This is a genomic window from uncultured Caballeronia sp., assembly GCF_964243625.1.
Classification (GTDB): Bacteria; Pseudomonadota; Gammaproteobacteria; order Burkholderiales; family Burkholderiaceae; genus Caballeronia.
This window is the reverse complement of record NZ_CAXTGZ010000077.1, coordinates 1-16,551: the sequence shown is the minus strand read 5'-3', so window position 1 is coordinate 16,551 and position 16,551 is coordinate 1. Positions and strand designations below refer to the sequence as shown.

At 60.3% G+C, this 16,551-nt stretch carries 15 protein-coding genes; 4 read left to right on the top strand and 11 right to left on the bottom strand.

All coding sequences use genetic code 11. The features are described 5' to 3' along the window. Both ACFFAR_RS07760 and ACFFAR_RS07755 read right to left on the bottom strand, forming a co-directional pair. On the bottom strand, nt 1–353 hold a 353-nt coding region (locus ACFFAR_RS07760; RefSeq protein WP_375507717.1), incomplete at its 3' end, for an AraC family ligand binding domain-containing protein. 86 nt (nt 354–439) lie between these two features. Next, on the bottom strand, nt 440–1,519 hold the full coding sequence (locus ACFFAR_RS07755; protein WP_174363997.1) for an acyltransferase family protein: 1,080 nt from the start codon (nt 1,517–1,519) through the stop codon (nt 440–442). A 325-nt stretch (nt 1,520–1,844) separates the two neighbouring features. On the opposite strand from ACFFAR_RS07755, the gene ACFFAR_RS07750 reads away from it, so the two are divergent. Beyond that, the gene (locus ACFFAR_RS07750) at nt 1,845–2,657 is read left to right on the top strand and encodes a transporter substrate-binding domain-containing protein (RefSeq protein ID WP_174363996.1); all 813 of its coding nucleotides are present in this window, start codon (nt 1,845–1,847) and stop codon (nt 2,655–2,657) included. 49 nt (nt 2,658–2,706) lie between these two features. Here the strand turns inward: ACFFAR_RS07750 and ACFFAR_RS07745 are convergent, their stop codons facing one another. Continuing rightward, a complete protein-coding gene (locus ACFFAR_RS07745; protein ID WP_375507716.1) occupies nt 2,707–3,762 on the bottom strand; it encodes a helix-turn-helix domain-containing protein in 1,056 nt (351 codons plus the stop codon). A gap of 299 nt (nt 3,763–4,061) precedes the next feature. On the opposite strand from ACFFAR_RS07745, the gene ACFFAR_RS07740 reads away from it, so the two are divergent. Further along, nucleotides 4,062–6,077, top strand: a complete 2,016-nt coding sequence (locus ACFFAR_RS07740; protein WP_174363994.1) for a glycoside hydrolase family 3 N-terminal domain-containing protein — start codon at nt 4,062–4,064, stop codon at nt 6,075–6,077. A gap of 110 nt (nt 6,078–6,187) precedes the next feature. Here ACFFAR_RS07740 and ACFFAR_RS07735 read toward each other — a convergent pair whose 3' ends face one another. The 4 genes from ACFFAR_RS07735 to ACFFAR_RS07720 form a co-directional block, all read right to left on the bottom strand. After that, nucleotides 6,188–7,789: a peptide chain release factor 3 gene (locus ACFFAR_RS07735; RefSeq protein ID WP_075358320.1), complete on the bottom strand. Its 1,602-nt coding sequence runs from the start codon at nt 7,787–7,789 to the stop codon at nt 6,188–6,190. A 378-nt stretch (nt 7,790–8,167) separates the two neighbouring features. Next, nucleotides 8,168–8,389, bottom strand: coding sequence for a hypothetical protein (locus tag ACFFAR_RS07730; RefSeq protein WP_062002120.1), 222 nt, complete (start codon nt 8,387–8,389; stop codon nt 8,168–8,170). Between the two features lie 135 nt (nt 8,390–8,524). After that, the gene (locus ACFFAR_RS07725) at nt 8,525–9,751 is read right to left on the bottom strand and encodes a multidrug effflux MFS transporter (RefSeq protein ID WP_375507715.1); all 1,227 of its coding nucleotides are present in this window, start codon (nt 9,749–9,751) and stop codon (nt 8,525–8,527) included. Then, nucleotides 9,748–10,704, bottom strand: a complete 957-nt coding sequence (locus ACFFAR_RS07720; RefSeq protein ID WP_375507714.1) for a zinc-binding alcohol dehydrogenase family protein — start codon at nt 10,702–10,704, stop codon at nt 9,748–9,750. Before ACFFAR_RS07720 ends, ACFFAR_RS07725 begins: the two co-directional genes overlap by 4 nt. A 106-nt stretch (nt 10,705–10,810) precedes the next feature. Between ACFFAR_RS07720 and ACFFAR_RS07715 the strand changes: the two genes are divergently transcribed. Beyond that, nucleotides 10,811–11,707: a LysR substrate-binding domain-containing protein gene (locus ACFFAR_RS07715; RefSeq protein ID WP_174363385.1), complete on the top strand. Its 897-nt coding sequence runs from the start codon at nt 10,811–10,813 to the stop codon at nt 11,705–11,707. A gap of 4 nt (nt 11,708–11,711) precedes the next feature. On the opposite strand, the gene ACFFAR_RS07710 is transcribed toward ACFFAR_RS07715, so the two are convergent. After that, a complete protein-coding gene (locus ACFFAR_RS07710) occupies nt 11,712–11,915 on the bottom strand; it encodes a hypothetical protein (RefSeq protein ID WP_174363384.1) in 204 nt (67 codons plus the stop codon). Nucleotides 11,916–12,109: 194 nt separating this feature from the next. On the opposite strand from ACFFAR_RS07710, the gene ACFFAR_RS07705 reads away from it, so the two are divergent. Beyond that, on the top strand, nt 12,110–12,709 hold the full coding sequence (locus ACFFAR_RS07705) for a GNAT family N-acetyltransferase (RefSeq protein WP_375507713.1): 600 nt from the start codon (nt 12,110–12,112) through the stop codon (nt 12,707–12,709). Nucleotides 12,710–12,928: 219 nt separating this feature from the next. On the opposite strand, the gene ACFFAR_RS07700 is transcribed toward ACFFAR_RS07705, so the two are convergent. The 3 genes from ACFFAR_RS07700 to ACFFAR_RS07690 all read right to left on the bottom strand — a co-directional run bounded on the left by ACFFAR_RS07700 (nt 12,929) and on the right by ACFFAR_RS07690 (nt 16,445). Then, nucleotides 12,929–13,960 (bottom strand): NADP-dependent oxidoreductase, encoded by a 1,032-nt coding sequence (locus ACFFAR_RS07700; protein ID WP_119024819.1) that lies wholly within the window; start codon nt 13,958–13,960, stop codon nt 12,929–12,931. Between the two features lie 101 nt (nt 13,961–14,061). Further along, on the bottom strand, nt 14,062–15,009 hold the full coding sequence (locus ACFFAR_RS07695; RefSeq protein WP_375507712.1) for a PfkB family carbohydrate kinase: 948 nt from the start codon (nt 15,007–15,009) through the stop codon (nt 14,062–14,064). After that, a complete protein-coding gene (locus ACFFAR_RS07690; RefSeq protein WP_062002127.1) occupies nt 15,006–16,445 on the bottom strand; it encodes a cytosine permease in 1,440 nt (479 codons plus the stop codon). Before ACFFAR_RS07690 ends, ACFFAR_RS07695 begins: the two co-directional genes overlap by 4 nt. Nucleotides 16,446–16,551: the final 106 nt, after the last annotated feature.

Below are 16,551 nucleotides of genomic sequence, written 5' to 3'. Positions count from 1 at the left end.
CCGGGCGCTATTTCAGCAAGGTGCATGAATCGACCGGCGACTTCATCGGCCACGGATTGCACGAAATCCACCGGCAGGTAAAACACCCGATACCGCCAGCCGACGTCGACCGCCCGCGCGCCGGTATGCAACTCACCGGGATTGATGATCGGCACCGACCCGGCTTCCGCCACGTATTTCGATCCCCGATAGTCGTAGCACTCCGCGCCGTCCTCGATCACCGGGATCGTGTAGGCGTCGTGCCAGTGCGGCGTAAACTCGTGGTCGTAATACTCAGCCGTCAGCATGTCCGCGCCCGGCAGGAGCGGCGAGCGCCAATAGCGCGCGGTATTGCCGAAACGGGTGGCGGTCATGGCTTGCGGTGCCGTGGAGGAAACCGCAAGTTTATCCTGCCCGATGCGCGTGCGTTTTCAGCAGCTCGTGAAAACGTCTTCCGGCGTCAGGAAACCGCCGCCGCGGAGGGCTTGCGAAAACTCGTCAGCTTGCGGCGCAGCTCCTGGTCGGCGCGGGCAAGCACCAACGCCAGCACGATAGAAACCGCCGCCACGATCAACGTCTGCGCAACGGGATTCAAAAACCGGACATCGAAGGATTCGAACACGAGCCGGTAGATCGGAAAATGGATCACATAAAGCGGATACGAAAGCTCGCCCAACACTTTGCAAATCCGCTTGCCCATACCATCGATAGACACCGAACACAGCAACGCCACGGACAGTGGCACCAGCGTCAGCGAATTGATGAACGCAATCCTGGGATCTCCAATGGTAAATGCCAGCAACGCCGCCCCGGTGACCACGGCCGTAAATAGCCGATGCGGATGTCTATGCTGAAGCCCGATGGAGAAAATGAACACGCCCGCGAAAAACTCCGCGATCACACGCGGAAAACCCACCATGAAACTCCTGGCGCCCCAGCCTGGATTGATCTTGTGGAAAATCAGCGTGCAGACAATGAACGCGACAAACGCGAGCACTGAAATTATCGCGTTCGGCAGTTTTCGGACTTTCGCCAGATACGCAAAAAACACGACGTTGACGAACAACTCGAAAAAAAGCGACCAGGACGGATCGTTGAGCGGAAACGCCGCGCCGTAGACCACGTCCTGACCGAACGGCCAGGCGATGTTATTGAAATAAGGCAACCAGAACACGCCAAGCGCCGTGGCGCTCAGCAACTGCGAACTGGATATCTGCGGCAATCCGGTTTTTGCAATCGACAGCAAAACTGCGCAGACGCCCAATGCCAAGCCGAATAAATAAAGCGGCCCGAGCCGTGCGAGACGCACGAACGCGAATTCGCGGAAAGACATGCCGTTGAGGATCTTCTTGCTGTAGCTATGCGCGATCACAAAGCCCGACAGCACGAAGAACAGGTCCACGGCAACCCACGCGCCGCCGAACCAGTCCCAGCCCGTGTGCTGGCTGTAGTGATGAAGCATGACGGCGATCGCGGCAATACCGCGCAAGCCGTCGAGCAGGTCGAACCGTGTGGACTTCATGGCGTTCATCGCGTTCATGATTTCCGGAGCGTGATTTTCGAGCGCCCAGTGTAGGGTGGAAAAAATGCAATTCCGGTCGGGAAAAATATCGGTTTTCTGCTGCGCTTCAGGAAATAAATGAAAAATAAATCGAGCAATAAGCCCGGGCGGGCGGACTTACCCCTACGTTGGCGGGTCGCATTGAGCAACATCGAGCGGCGCTGAGCTGCCTCGCGCCAAATGCGTACGCCGTCTCAATGCGCGGCAATTTTGAATCGTTTAGAAAACAAAAGACTTTCAAATAGACTTTTCAATGCCGGGCTTCTCGCACGCGCGGCACACCCATCCACGTTTCAGGGCAAACATGAAAACTTCGAAGTTGTTGATGACACTTGGCGTGGTCGCACTCAGCGCAATTGCGCGTGTGGCGCCCGCGCACGCGGACGCACTGGATGACATCGAAAAGCGCGGCGTGTTGCGCGTTGCCGTTCCGCAGGATTTCGCACCGTTTGGGTCGGTGGGTCCGAGCATGCAACTAGAAGGACTCGATATCGATATCTCTGCCCTGCTGGCCAGGAAACTCGGTGCAAAGCTCGAACTCGTTCCGGTCACGAGCGCCAACCGCATTCCCTATTTGCAGACGAAGAAAGTGGACCTGATCGTCTCGACACTTGGCCGCGATGCCGAGCGCGACAAGGTCATCGATTTCTCGCAGTCGTACTCGCCCTACAACAACAGCGTGTATGGTCCGGCGAACATGAAGATCGATGGTCCGGCGGACATGGCCGGCAAGACGGTTGGCGTGGCGCGCGGAACGTTCGAGGATCTGATGCTGACCAAGAGTGTGCCGCCATCGACCAATATCAAGCGCTTCGAAGACAACAGCGGGATGATCTCCGCGTACCTTGCGGGTCAGGTTCCGCTGGTGGGCACGGGAGATTTCGTGGCGACCAAGATTGCCACGACATTACCGGCATCGGCAACGAACAAGCCTGCGCTCAAGTACGTGATTCATGAGTCGGCATGTCATGTGGGATTGAACAAGGGCGAGCCGAAGTTGCAGGCAAAGGTCGATGCAATCCTCACCGATGCCAAGAAAAGCGGCGAGTTGAACGGCATCGTGGAGAAGTGGTTACACGTGCCTTTGCCCGTAAAGATGGCACAGAGCACGGATTGAGGGTCGCCGGCGATCTGAACAGGCGCGTGGCAGGAGCCGTCGCAGGTTATTAGCCCAACTGGACACGCTGGCGAAACGCCAGTGGCGGCACGTCGTGCCGTGTGCGGAAAAACCGGGTGAAAGCGCTCTGCGACGAAAAGCCGAGTTGCTCGCTGATCTGCCCGAGACTCAAGGCGGTCTCGCTGAGCAGTCGGCACGCTTCTTTGGACCTGACTCGCGATTCGAGTTCGGTGAAATGCAATCCTTCGGATTGCAACCGGCGGTGCAATGTCCAGCGCGAGGTGTTCAGACGCTGGCATGTTTGCTCAAGCAATGACGACGATGTATGTCCTTCGTCGTCCGGGTCCTTGATGATTTCGCTGATCAGATGCTCGACGCTGTATGAGAATCGATGCCCTCTTTGAACGCGCAGCAGTTCATGCTGAGCCTGCTCTCGCAGAAAGGGCGCCAGCGTGACGTTGTAATGGATGAGCGGCACGTCAAGCAGAGCGCTTGAGAACTGCAGCCGGTTTGCATCGGCGTGATATCTCACGGCTGCGCCGAAGAACTCGCCGGTATCGTTCGTTCCCGGGAGCGCGGGTCCCATGAGCGAAACGTGAAACACCGTTTGCTCCGATACGTCGTAAGCCCGAATCAGGCTGGCGAGTACCTGGAAGTTGGAGAGCGCCTGGAAACCGCTGCCCGGCGCGAACTCCGCGATGTATTCGAACTGCATGTGGTCCGGTGTTTCCCTGTGCCCAAGAAAATCAAACTCGCCGATGAGCGGACGAAACGTCTGATACGACTCCAGCGCTTCGCGCAATGTCCGGGCATTGAGGCACAGGTTGCCCAGCACGGGAAAATCAGGAAACAACATGTGCGGCCTGTCCGGCATCACGCGCGAAGCAGCGCCAACATAAGCCATCAGTTCGACGACCCGCCTGTGCCGCGCGGCATCGATGCGGCCGGTTCTGTCGACCAGTTCCTGCGCGCTGATCCCGGTGCGGGTGGTGAACGATTGCGGCGACACGCCGGCACGCCCGGCGGCGTCCATTGCAAACACGGCGATGCGATTGGAAACGGTGCGAATGTGGTCGCTGAAGTGTGATGACGTTCTGGATGGCATAGGCTTAATGCTGGCTTTCACTTCGTAATAGTGCGCAGAGATCGCTGCTGACGCCATCAGGAATTCCCATAGCTTGCTGCAATGCCCGCAAAGCATCAAGGCATGCGGGTCCACGTGCATGTGGTGCGCTGGCAGCCGCCCGGAATCGGAAAAGTTACGCCCGCTTACACGCTGCGCTCCTCAAAGATAAACGATGCACCCAGCGGTAAAACGTCGATTGAAATGGGTCGGTAAAGTGTCGAACGCCTTCTTGTAAGGTCGTTCGACAGTAGCCAAAAAACCGATTTCAGGAGACACGAATGAGCTTTTACCCACGGTCTGTTTTTCACAGGTCAGCGTTGACGGCGTCGAGCATGACGCTTGCGCTTGGCCTGTTCGCCTGCGGCAGCGATGACCCCGCTAACACCCCGGTCGCGCAACCGGATTTCAGCCAGACGACCTTGAAGCTGATTTCCAGGGACGGCCTGACATTCAAGGACATGGACAAGAGCGGCCAGCTCGAACCGTACGAAGACTGGCGGTTGAGTGCCGACGTCCGCGCGCGCGACCTCGTGAGTCGCCTGACGCTCGCCGAGAAGGCGGGCTTGATGATGCACGGCACGGCTCCTGTGTTGAACGACACCACCGGTGCGGGCACGGGCACGGCCTACGACATGGCCACGTTGAAGACTCAGATCAACAGCCGGAACATCAGCACCTACATCACGCGCATGAGCGGCGATGCAAAAACGATGGCCGACCAGTACAACCAGATCCAGGCGCTGGCCGAGCAATCCCGGCTCGGTATTCCCGTGTCGATCAGCTCAGACCCGCGCAATCACTTCCAGTACGTGCTCGGTGCGAGCGCAGGCGACAGCGGGTTTTCGAAGTGGCCCGAAACACTCGGTTTTGGCGCCATCGGCGATGCTGCGCTTACGCGCAAATTCGGCGACATCGCGCGCCAGGAATATCGCGCAGTGGGCATTACCGAAGCGCTTTCACCGCAAGCCGATCTGGCCACCGAGCCGCGCTGGGCCCGGATCAACGGGACCTTCGGCGAAGACGCCGATCTGACGCGCGCGCAGGTGCAGGCTTATATTGAAGGCTTCCAGGGCGGCAGCAACGGCATTCAAGCGAACAGTGTCATTGCCGTGGTGAAGCATTGGGCCGGCTATGGCGCGCAGAAGTCCGGGTTCGACAGCCACAACTACTACGGCCGCTATGCGACTTATCCGGGCAACAACTACGCTTACCATCTGAAGCCGTTCGAAGGTGCATTCGCCGCCAATGTGGGCTCCGTGATGCCGACTTATTCCGAACCTGACGGACCGGTGACGGTCGACGGAATTGCGCTCGAACAGGTCGGAGCCGCTTACGACAAAGCGCTTCTGACGGACCTGCTGCGGGGCAAGTACAACTTCAAGGGTGTGATCGTATCGGACTGGCTCATTGCCTCCGATTGCGACGCGAACTGCATGAACGGCGCCTCTTCCGGCGCACCGTCTTTCGTTGGACTGGGCATGCCGTGGGGAATGGAAAACGCGACCCGTCTGCAGCGTTTTGTAAAAGCGGTCAACGCGGGCATCGATCAATTCGGCGGGGAAGACGACCCCAGTTTCATCATTCAGGCCGTCAACCAGGGCTTGCTGACTGAAGCGCGTCTCGCCGATTCAGCCTACCGCGTGCTTCTGCAAAAATTCCAGCAAGGGCTGTTCGATCAACCGTACGTCGATGCAACGGCTGCGAGCGGCATAGTGGGCAACGCTGACTTCCAGGCCCAGGCGCTCGATGCACAACGCCGGTCGATGGTGCTGCTGCAAAACAACGACAAGCTGCTGCCGATGGCGGATACCGGCAAGAAAGTCTGGCTGTACGGCATCGACCCTGCCGTTGCGCGGAAATATGGCTATCAGGTCGTGGACACGCCGCAAGCTGCGGACGTGGCGATCCTGCGTGTGAGCACACCGTACGAGACACTCCATCCAAACTACGTATTCGGCGCAATGCAGCATGAAGGCAGCCTTGCGTTCGTCGACGGCAATCCGGACTACGAGGCGATCAAGCAGGCCGCCAGTGCTCCGAAGTCGATCGTGTCGGTCTACATGGATCGTCCGGCGATCCTCACCAATGTCCAGGGAAAGGCGACTGCCATCCTCGCGAATTTCGGCGCGAGCGACACGGCACTGTTCGATGTGCTGACGGGTAAAGGCAAGCCTCAAGGGAAACTGCCGTTTGAGTTGCCTTCGTCGATGGCCGAGGTGGCCGTGCAACTGGAAGATCTTCCGCACGACACTGCGCACCCGTTGTATCCGTTTGGATTTGGCCTGACGTATTGATCGCTTGTGATGGACGAGGCGCGGCGCGTGCATCAGTGTGCGCCGCGCCTGCGTTCATTTGATATCGAGTGCTCAAAGGCGAGATCCGTCCGAGAGCACACTCGCCAGCCTCAGATCGTCTTTTGAAACGGAGCGCCCGAATGCTCCCGCAGCTCGTTGAAGACGATCTTCGGCCAGGCCTTCTGCGCGACATCGATTTCCGAAACATGTGAAGCGAGATACGTCGGCGCATTCGATGCATCCAGCGCGATTCGCGCCGCATAGGCATCGGTGAAACGGCGCAACTCCGCCGCGTCGTCGCATGTTACCCATCGCGACATGCGATACCGCGCCGGCATGATCCGCACATCGACCTTGTATTCCGCGGACAATCGATGCGCCACGACCTCGAACTGCAACTGCCCGACTGCGCCCAGAATGGTCGAGCCGCCCAGCACAGGACGGAACACCTGGATCGCACCTTCGTCGCCGAGTTGCCGCAGCGCTTCACCCAACTGCTTCGCGCGAATCGGGTCGACGACTTCCACCGTCTGGAAAATTTCCGGCGCAAAGAACGGCAATCCGACGAACTGCAACATCTCGCCTTCGGTCAGGGTATCGCCGAGACTCAGCGTGCCATGGTTCGGAATGCCGATGATATCGCCAGGATAGGCCTCGCTCACCGTCTCGCGGCGCTGCGAGAGGAACGTCACCACGTTGCTCGCGCGAAACGTCTTGCCCGAGCGCGTCACTTTCAGCGCCATGCCACGCTCGAAATGCCCGGAACACACGCGGATGAACGCCACGCGGTCACGATGCGCCGGGTCCATATTCGCCTGCACCTTGAACACCACGCCTGTAAAACGCGGCTCCTCGGGCAACACAGGACGCTGCACCGACATCCGCATGGCGGGCGGCGGCGCCAGCTCGACCAGCGCGTCGAGAATTTCCTTCACACCGAAGTTGTTGATCGCCGATCCGAACAGCACCGGTGACTGCTCGCCGGCCAGGAACTTGGCGCGATCGAACGCCGGCGTAGCACCCGTGATCAGATCGATCTCTTCTTTCGCACGCGCCCAGCTCGGACCAAAACGGCGTTCGCCGTCGGCATCGTCGAGGGCGTGCACGGTTTCTACCGCGCCGCCGGCCGTGTCCTGCCCTGCACGAAACACGCGCACCTGATCATGCTCGATGTCATAGACGCCCTGGAATTCCTTGCCCATGCCGATAGGCCAGGTGAACGGCACGGCGGCGACGCCGAGATGCTGCTCGATTTCGTCGAGCAATTCGAGCGGCTGGCGTACTTCACGGTCCATCTTGTTGATGAACGTGAGGATCGGCGTGCGGCGGCTGCGGCAGACTTCGAGCAACTTGAGCGTCTGGGCTTCGACGCCGTTCGCGCCATCGATCACCATCACGGCGGCATCGACGGCCGTCAGGACGCGATACGTATCTTCGGAGAAGTCTTCGTGGCCGGGGGTATCGAGCAGGTTGATGACGCAATCGCCATATTCGAACTGCATGACGGAACTGGCAACGGAAATGCCGCGTTGCTTTTCGATTTCCATCCAGTCGGACGTTGCGTATCGGTTGCTCTTGCGGCCCTTCACCGTGCCGGCAATCTGGATCGCGCCCGAAAACAGCAAGAGCTTTTCGGTCAGCGTGGTTTTGCCCGCGTCAGGGTGGGAAATGACCGCGAACGTGCGGCGCCGTTTGAGTTCGGAGAGTGCCATCTGTACGGAAAAGAGCTGAAGGTTGCGCGTTCGGTTCAAGCGCGCGTGAAGCGGCGGGCGCGATATCCTGGCGATAACACGGCAAGCAGCGCAATGAAGGAACGGCGGCGCAAAAAGCCGCGTGGTGTGGATGATACACGTCGCGGGACCCGAGCATGGGAAAGGCCTCGGCGGATCGCTTTCCAAAACGACACATCAGCCGATCCTGCTTTACGATTTACCAACCGTGAAAGCCCAACGAAAAACGGCTCGAACACGCAATGATGCGCATTCGAGCCGCCAACTCAAAGCCCCGCGTTACGCCGTCCGATACCTCGATAAAGGTACTTCTCTTGAGACGGCGCGACGGTCAGACCGGGCTTTTACTGCTCCCCAAACTTAGGGCTTTGCTGCCGACGAAGGGATCGCCGAAGCTGCAGTCGTGTTCTTGTGGTGCTTCTTGTGATGATGCTTCTTGGCCTTGTGTGCGCTCGCGGGTTGCGCAGCATCTGCCGTGGTTGCAGCCGGAGCTGCGGGCGCTACAGCAGGAGCCGAAGCTTGTGCGAACACAGCAGCGGAAAACAAGGCGGCGAGCGATGCAGCAACGAGTTGCTTTTTCATGGCGGTAAGACCCTTCGTGGTTGTTTAACAGTGTCGCGGCTTGCGTGTCGCGATTACATGTTTAACGCCTCATCGCCGAGTGTGTTGACACGGAATCAAAGAAATCTTCGATGTGAGCTTGGAAGCTGTCGCGATTTACGCGGCAGCCCGACGCACTTCACTGTGTCCCTTTTTGCCGACCCAGATCCACGTGATTGCGCCAAGCAGCGCGCACGCGAACATGACGCCGCTCATCGCCTGGGGGCCGGATGTCGAGAACAACAACGCAACCACCGAACTCGATGCCGCGCCGCAGAGCATCTGCACCGATGTCAACAGGCCGCCCGCCACGCCTGCGAGCTCGGGCATGGGGTCGAGCGCACCGCGCGTCGCGCTGGGCGCGGCCAGTCCGAAGCTAAACGTACATGCCACGAGCAACGGCATGATCGTGAGCAAGGTCGCGAGATGCAGCACGTTCATTGCGATCAGGCCGAGGGTCGCGGCCAGTGTCACGCAGATCGCAACCGCCAGAACGCGCCGTGCCCCGACTCCGCGCGACGCCAGCACGCCATTGATTGTCGCGCCGGCGACAATGCCGAGGCCAGTCATGGCGAACATGGCGGCATAGATCACCGGCCTGACGTGCAGGACATGCAGCAGCACCAGCGGCGAACCTGCCACGTAAGCGAACATCCAGCCGAATCCGAAACCATTGATCAGAATATTGCCGATGACCAAGCGATGCGTCAGCACGCGCCGATACTGCTCACGCAGCCCGGCGATCGCGACGTCCCGGCTGCGTCGCGGCGCAGATTCAACGAGGCCGGTCCACGTCACGATCGCCGCCAGGAAACCGCACACCGCCATGACGCCGTAAATCCCGCGCCATTCGATCGCGGCAAGCAATGCGACGCCGACAGATGGCGCGACAATCGGCGCAACGTTCGCGACGACCGTGATGGCCGCAAGACGATGCTGCATGGCGTTGCCTTCGAAGAGATCGCGCACGATGGCAAGCGCCACCGTCATGCCCGCACCCGCCCCAATGCCCTGAACCAATCGCGCGCCGAGCAATATGCTTATGTCGGGCGCGACCGCCGATCCGATTCCGCCTACCGTGAACAAGGCCAGGCCGAGAAGAAGCGTGGGCTTGCGACCTCGGGCATCGCAGAGAGGACCGTAGACGATCGGCCCCACTGCAAAACCCGCCATGAAAAGGCTCAGCGTGAGCCCCGCCTGACTTGCGCTCGCATGCAGGGAACCGGCTATATCGACGAGCGCGGGAAGCGCCATATCGATGGAAATGGGCGGCAACGCGGCCAGTGCGCCTAAATAGATGGCAAACAGGACCGACTGCGGCTGAAGCCGCCAGCGCGTGGTCATTTCGACGGCGTGAGCACCACGCGGCCTTTCGTCCCCGCCGCCACCGCACGATAAGCAGCCTGTGCGTCTTCGAGTGCAAACGTCTGCGCAATGACAGGCGCCTTGTAGCTGCCGTCCTCGAATCCCGCACGCAGCGCTTCGAGCATCGCGCCCGCCGCGATCAGGTCGCGCTTGAGTGTATCGACGCCTGACAGACGGCTTTCGTTGTGGTAAAAATCAGCGAGGTTGAACGTGACTTCGCGCCGGTCCGTCGCCGATATCTCAACCAGCCGCCCACGCAATCCAAGCATGTGCACGGCCGTCTCGAACATGGAGCCGCCGACGGTATCGAACACGACGGCCGCGCCGCCGTCAGTGAGCGAGCGGATTTCATCGATGAAACCGGGCGCTTTCGAATCGACCATCGCGTCCACGTACGGACCGGGCGCATTCGCGCCGCGCGCCACGCCAATGACCTTCGCGCCGATCCGTTTCGCGATCTGCGCCGCCGCTCCGCCCACCCCGCCGACGCCGATGATCACGATGCTTTCCCCCGCCTGCAGTTGCGCGGCCTCGACCACGGCGCACCACGCGGTGATGAAGTTCACGCCTATCGCCGATGCCTCTTCATGACTCAAATTAGCCGGCTTGCGATGCAAACTCGCGACCGGTACGACCAGCTCCTCGGCGTGCGTGCCATCGCGCGTGAAGCCCACATCTCCGCCTGATCCCCACACCTCTGCCCCGACCCATTCGGCCGGACCGTCAGTCACCACGCCCGAATAGTCACGCCCCGGCGTACGCGGCAAGGTGGTCTGGCTCATGCGCCCCTCGACATTCTTTACGTCGCTCGGATTGATCGATGCCGCGAGCACCCGCACGACCGCTTCACCCGCCGAAGCCCGCGGTGACGGCAGATCCTCGATGACCAGGACGCCCGGATCGCCGTGCCGATTGAAACGCAGTGCTTTCATGATGATTCCTCCATTGCAATGAACGCATTATTCACTCGTCCCGGTATCGCGAGAAGGTACTTGCTCGCATAGAATCGTTGCGTCAAGTGGAAAGATGAGCGTCTCAATGCCAGATGAAATCAACGACCTGCGGATCTTCGCGCAAATGGTCGATGCAGGTAGCTTGTCGGCGGCGGCACGCCAGACCGACGGATCGGCTGCCGCCATGAGCCGGCGCCTCGCCGCACTCGAAAAGCGGCTGGGCGTGCGGCTTGTCACGCGGACGTCGCGGCGCTTCGAGTTGACCGTCGAGGGCGCGCTGTTTCACGAGCGCGCGCTCGCCATCCTTCAAGCCGTCGATGACGCCGAAGCCGAGATCAGCGCGCAGGCTCGCGTGCCGCAGGGTCTGGTGTGTATTGGCGCGCCTTCCGAGATCGGGCGCAAGCAAATCGCGCCGCTGATCGAAGCGTTCTCCGACCACTACCCTGAAGTCGAAGTACGGCTGGTGTTATCGGATATTGGCCTGGACGTGATCGATGACAATCTCGATGTAGCCTTGCGTATCGGTTTGCCGCCGGATACGGGCGTCGTCGCGAAGCGTTTGCTGTCGAGCCGGCGAATCGTTTGCGCCGCGCCTGATTATCTGGCGCGGTGCGGCACACCGCATACGCCCGCCGACCTCGCCGGGCATGATTGCATCCGGTTGGTTCGCGGCCAACGCGTGTTCGACAGATGGGTGTTTAAGGAGGACGGGCGGCGCCGGGACGTTCAGGTACGCGGGACTTTATCGACGGCAAGCGGCGAAGTGCTGCACGACTGGGCCCTCAAGGGACGCGGCCTCGCGTTGAAGGCGCTATGGGATATAGAAGATGACTTGCGTGAAGGGCGGCTGGTGGAGTGCCTCGCGCCCTATCACTGCGATGAAATCGAGTTGTATGCGGTGTTTGCGAATCGCCGGCATATGTCGCCGCGCGTCCGGGTGTTTCTGGACTTCGTGGAACAGGCGTTCAAAGACAAGCTGTAAAGTTTCAGCCCGAAGCCAGCGGCATCCACGGATCGTTGCCGGTTGCCGGATACATCAACGACACTTCCTTACTTACACGCACGATCTCATGGACATTGTCACGGAAGTTCTCGCTCTTCTCGTAACTGATAAACGTTGCGTCCGCGACAGCGGACATGGTGAAAAGCGCGAAAGCAACGCGCTCGAGGATGGCAAAGCGGCGGGACATTTCCAAAGTTCCTAGATTCATCAACTTCGGGCATTATAAGGGTTTTCACCTATCTTTTACCAGCCTTTCGTGCAGTGCGATTGCGTAATAGACACATTCATGCGCGGTTAAAACTGCCGAATTAATCAGATTTATCGTTTCTTCATATTGAATGCGGTGCTGCTCCGCACTCTGTGTTTATTCATAGCTCCGCAATGTCATTTGATTTCAAAAGCAAAGCAGTTCCCGCATTTCCACCGGATGGTCTTGCCGCGAAGCGCGTCGTTCTGCGACGCGCCGACCTGCAACAAGCCGAAGCCATGCTTGCGTACCGCGTGGCGAATCGCGCGCATCTCGAACCCTGGGAGCCTTCGCGCGACGCCTGTTTTTATTCGACGCAAGCCGCGAACGAGCGGGCAATGCAAATGGAACACGCCATGGCCGAGGGCACGGCGCTGCATCTGCTGATTTTTTCGAATGCAGCGGACGCAGCGGATAACGCGCTGATTGGCGATTGCCACTTTACGAACATCGTTCGCGGTCCGTTTCAGGCGTGCAATCTCGGGTATTCAATCGATCAGCGTTACGAAGGGCGCGGGTTGATGCATGAAGCGCTCGGTGTCGCGCTTGACTTCGTGTTCAACGCTTACAAGCTGCATCGGGTGATGGCGAGTTATCGGCCGGAGAACGAGCGCAGCGGACGATTGCTCGCCCGGCTCGGGTTCGAACACGAAGGGCTGGCGAAGGCGTACTTGAAGATCGACGGGAAGTGGGCGGACCACGTCATGACTTCGCGGGTGAATCCTGGGGATTGAGGAAGGGTTAGCCGTTTAGCCAGTTCTCAATCCGCACGCCAGGATAGTGCGCGAAGTCGCGCACATGATTAGTCACGAGAATCACGTCAAGTGCGATAGCGACGAATTTCCGTTTCGAAAAACTCTCGTGGTTGGCATGATCGATCCTTTGTGTGCACAAGTATGTATTCGATCTCACAACTGACGGATTGTAAATCTACGTGTGTACACCTGCCCCTTTCACTCCCCGTCACCCACCCGCACCAGCACCTTCCCGAAATTGCGTCCATCGATCATATCGAGGAAAGCTTGCGGCGCGTTCGCGAGCCCGTCCGTGACATCTTCCTGATGTTTGATCTTGCCGTCGCGCAGATATCCACCGACGTCCTTCAGGAACGCCTGCCGATACTCAGCCAGAAACTCGTAATTGATATACCCGCGCACAGTCAGACTGCGCGTCAGGATCGCGCGCATGGTGGTGGCGAGTCCATCGTCTACGCCGTCATTCTTCCCCGACGTCTGCGCCATCAGCCCGCACACCGGAACGCGCCCATATTGATTGAGCAAAGGCAAAACGGCCTTCCAGACCGCGCCGCCGATATTCTCGAAATAAACATCGATACCGCTCGGACACGCGTTCGCCAGTTGATCGGCGAAGTCAGGCGCACGGTGATCGATGGCGGCATCGAAGCCCAGTTGCTCGACCACATACGCGCATTTTTTCGCGCCGCCCGCGATGCCGACCACGCGCGCACCCACCAGCTTCGCGAGTTGCCCCACGAGCGATCCAACCGGCCCGCTCGCCGCGCCGACCACCACGGTCTCGCCGCTCTTCGGCTTGCCGATCGCGGCCATGCCCGAGTACGCGGTGAAGCCCGGCATGCCGAGCACTCCGAGATAGGCGCGGACGGGAATGCCATCGGCGGGAAGCGCGGCGAGGTTTTTTGCATCGGCTACGGCATGTGACACCCAGCCCGCCGTCACCAGAACGTGCGCACCGGCCGGCAGCGCTGCATCCTTCGATTCGATGACCGTCGCCACGCTTTCACCCGTCATCGGCTCGCCGATCTGCACAGGTTTCGCGTACGAGCGCGCGTCGTTCATGCGCCCGCGCATATACGGATCGAGCGACAAGTAATCGACGCGCAACAGCACCTGCCCCTCTTTCGGCACGGGCATGGGCACATCTTCGAGGCGGAAATCCGTGAGCTGTGCGCGGCCGCCTGTCGGGCGAGCGGCCAGAACGATCTGCTGGGCGATGGATGCAGTCATGCGGTTCTCCGTGCGTATCGACGTGGATATCGAGGGGAACCCAGCATATACGCGCTTGCCCGATTGCGCAGAACCGGACGTGTGCTTCCATGCGGACAGCGCTATTCGTGCGACGCCATGAACGCATCGATCCCCGCCGCGTCCGGCGATGTCGCCGGGCCATGCCGCGTCACCGCAATCGCAGCCGCTGCGTTTGCACGGCGTGCGGCCGTTTCCGCATTCGCGCCAGTGGCCAGCACGGCCAGGAACACGCCGGCGTGGGCATCGCCGGCACCATTGCTGTCGACGGCCTTGACTTCGAATCCCGGCACGTACGTGAGGCTTTCGCCAACGCGCAATTCACAGCCGCGCTTGCCATCGCGAACGATTGCGAGCGCACCCGGCGCTAGACGCGAGATGATCGTATCGAAGGCGGTATCGAAGCTATCGGTCTGCGCAAAGCGCAACGCTTCCTCGCGGTTGCTCGTCCATATCGATACAACGCCCAGCATGCGATTGAGCAACGCAGGATCGATAGCGCCGACCAGCGGACCCGGATCGAACGCAACGCGCGTCCCGTCAGGCAACTGCTCCAGCCAGTCGATCAGCACCGCGCCTTTGTCGGCGAGCATCAGGCTGTAACCGCTCACATAGACTATGTCGTGCGCATTCACCGCGAGGCCGTCCAGCACGTCACGCTCGAGCACGCTTTCCGCGCCCATGTGCGAGACGAACGTGCGCTCGGCGGATGCATCGACGATCGCCACGCAAATGCCCGTGTCCTGATCAGCGACTTCCGGACCCGCAACCTCTACGCCTTCGCGCACGAGCGCTTCACGGGCGAGCGCACCGAAGCGGCCGCGTCCATGACCGCCCGGATAGACCACGTGCATGCCGTTGCGCCGCGCAGCGGCCATGACGTTGAAACCGCCGCCGACCTCGAAGCTCGCGCTGCGCGCGAGCACATCGCCGCCGGGCGCGGGGAGCGCGTCGATCTGCATGACGAGATCGACGATTACCTGACCCGTATGAATCAACCTGGATATCTGCTGTGAAACTGTTTGCGTCATGCTGTTTTCCAACGTTTGGCCGAACCGCGTGCGCCGCCCAACAATGCATACACACCGGCTGCCACCACGAACGTCACGATCCATCCAAGGCCGTTACGTCCGAACCACGAACCCGAGAACACGCCGTGATAAGCGCCTGTCGAGAGGAAGCAGAAACCGAGCACGATTGCGAGTGCCCAGGCGCCGAATGCACGCCATTCGATACCGCCTTTGTACCAGTACGCGCTGCGCGGCGAGACATCGAGCAGATCCTTGGGCGAGTACTCCTGACGATGAATCAGGTCTACGACAAAGATACCGACCCATGCCGTAATGGGCACCGCGAGCAACGAGATGAAGCCGATGAACGGACCGTAGAAGCTTCCCGCGATCAACATGAAGTAGATCGAGCCGGCGAAGATCACGACGACATCGACCACCACGGCTTGCACGCGCTTCACTTTCAAGCCGAGCGTGAGCGTCGTCAAGCCAGCCGAATACACGGACAAGTAGTTGGAAAGCAGCAAGCCGCCGAATGCTGTGATGAGATACGGAATCGCCATCCACGTGGGCAACATTTCGCGGATCGCGGCGATAGGATCGGTCGCCGATGCGAGATGGTCATTACCCACCGAGAGCAACGCGCCGAGCGTGACGAGCAGGATCAGCGGAATGCCGGCGCCAAATGCCGCCGATGCCACCAGCGCCGGCCCCTTCACTTTCGGCGCCTGATAGCGTGACATGTCGGCGCCGGCATTGGCCCAGCCAATACCCGTTCCCGCTGCAATCGTGCCAATGCCGATGATCACCGCGCTCAATGGCGCAGGCGCTGCATTGAACACCGCATGCCAGTCGATGGCCGTCACCAAAAACCCCGCGACCAGCAGGTTGAGCACGCCGAACACATACGTTGACCACTTCTGGATCACGAGCAGCGTCGCGTGCCCGAGCCCCGACACGATCATCGTCATCACCACGAACACCGCGATAAACACGAGCGTCAGCACGGGCGCGTCCTTCGCTTCTGCAGGCGTGCCGAACACGATGGTCGCAAGCGACAACAATACATAAGCCGCGGTCGTGGTGTTGACGGTTTCCCAGCCGAGCCGCGAAAGCAGTGACACGATGGTCGGCCCGATGTTGCCGCGCACGCCGAATATGGCGCGTGAGAGCGTCAAGCTGGGCGCATGTCCGCGCCGTCCGGCTATCGAAATGACACCGACGATTGCAAACGATCCCGCGGCGCCCACGATCGCGACCAACGCCGCCTGCCAGATCGCGAGATGCTGGAATGCGACGAGCGTGGCACCGAGCGGCAGCCCGAGAATACTGATGTTGGCGGCAAACCAGACCCAGAAAAGCTGCAGCGGATGTCCATGACATTCGCTTTCCGGTACGGGTTCGATACCGCGCGTCTCGACTTTGCGAGCGCTGTTTGACGTGCGTGACGAAGCCATCTGAGTCCGATCTCCAGATTAAAGGGTACAGCGGGGTACTGCGAAAAGTGCGTTAGAGCGCGCGTTAAAGCGCGCTTTGAAGCATGTCAGGCAGCCGCGGCGCGCA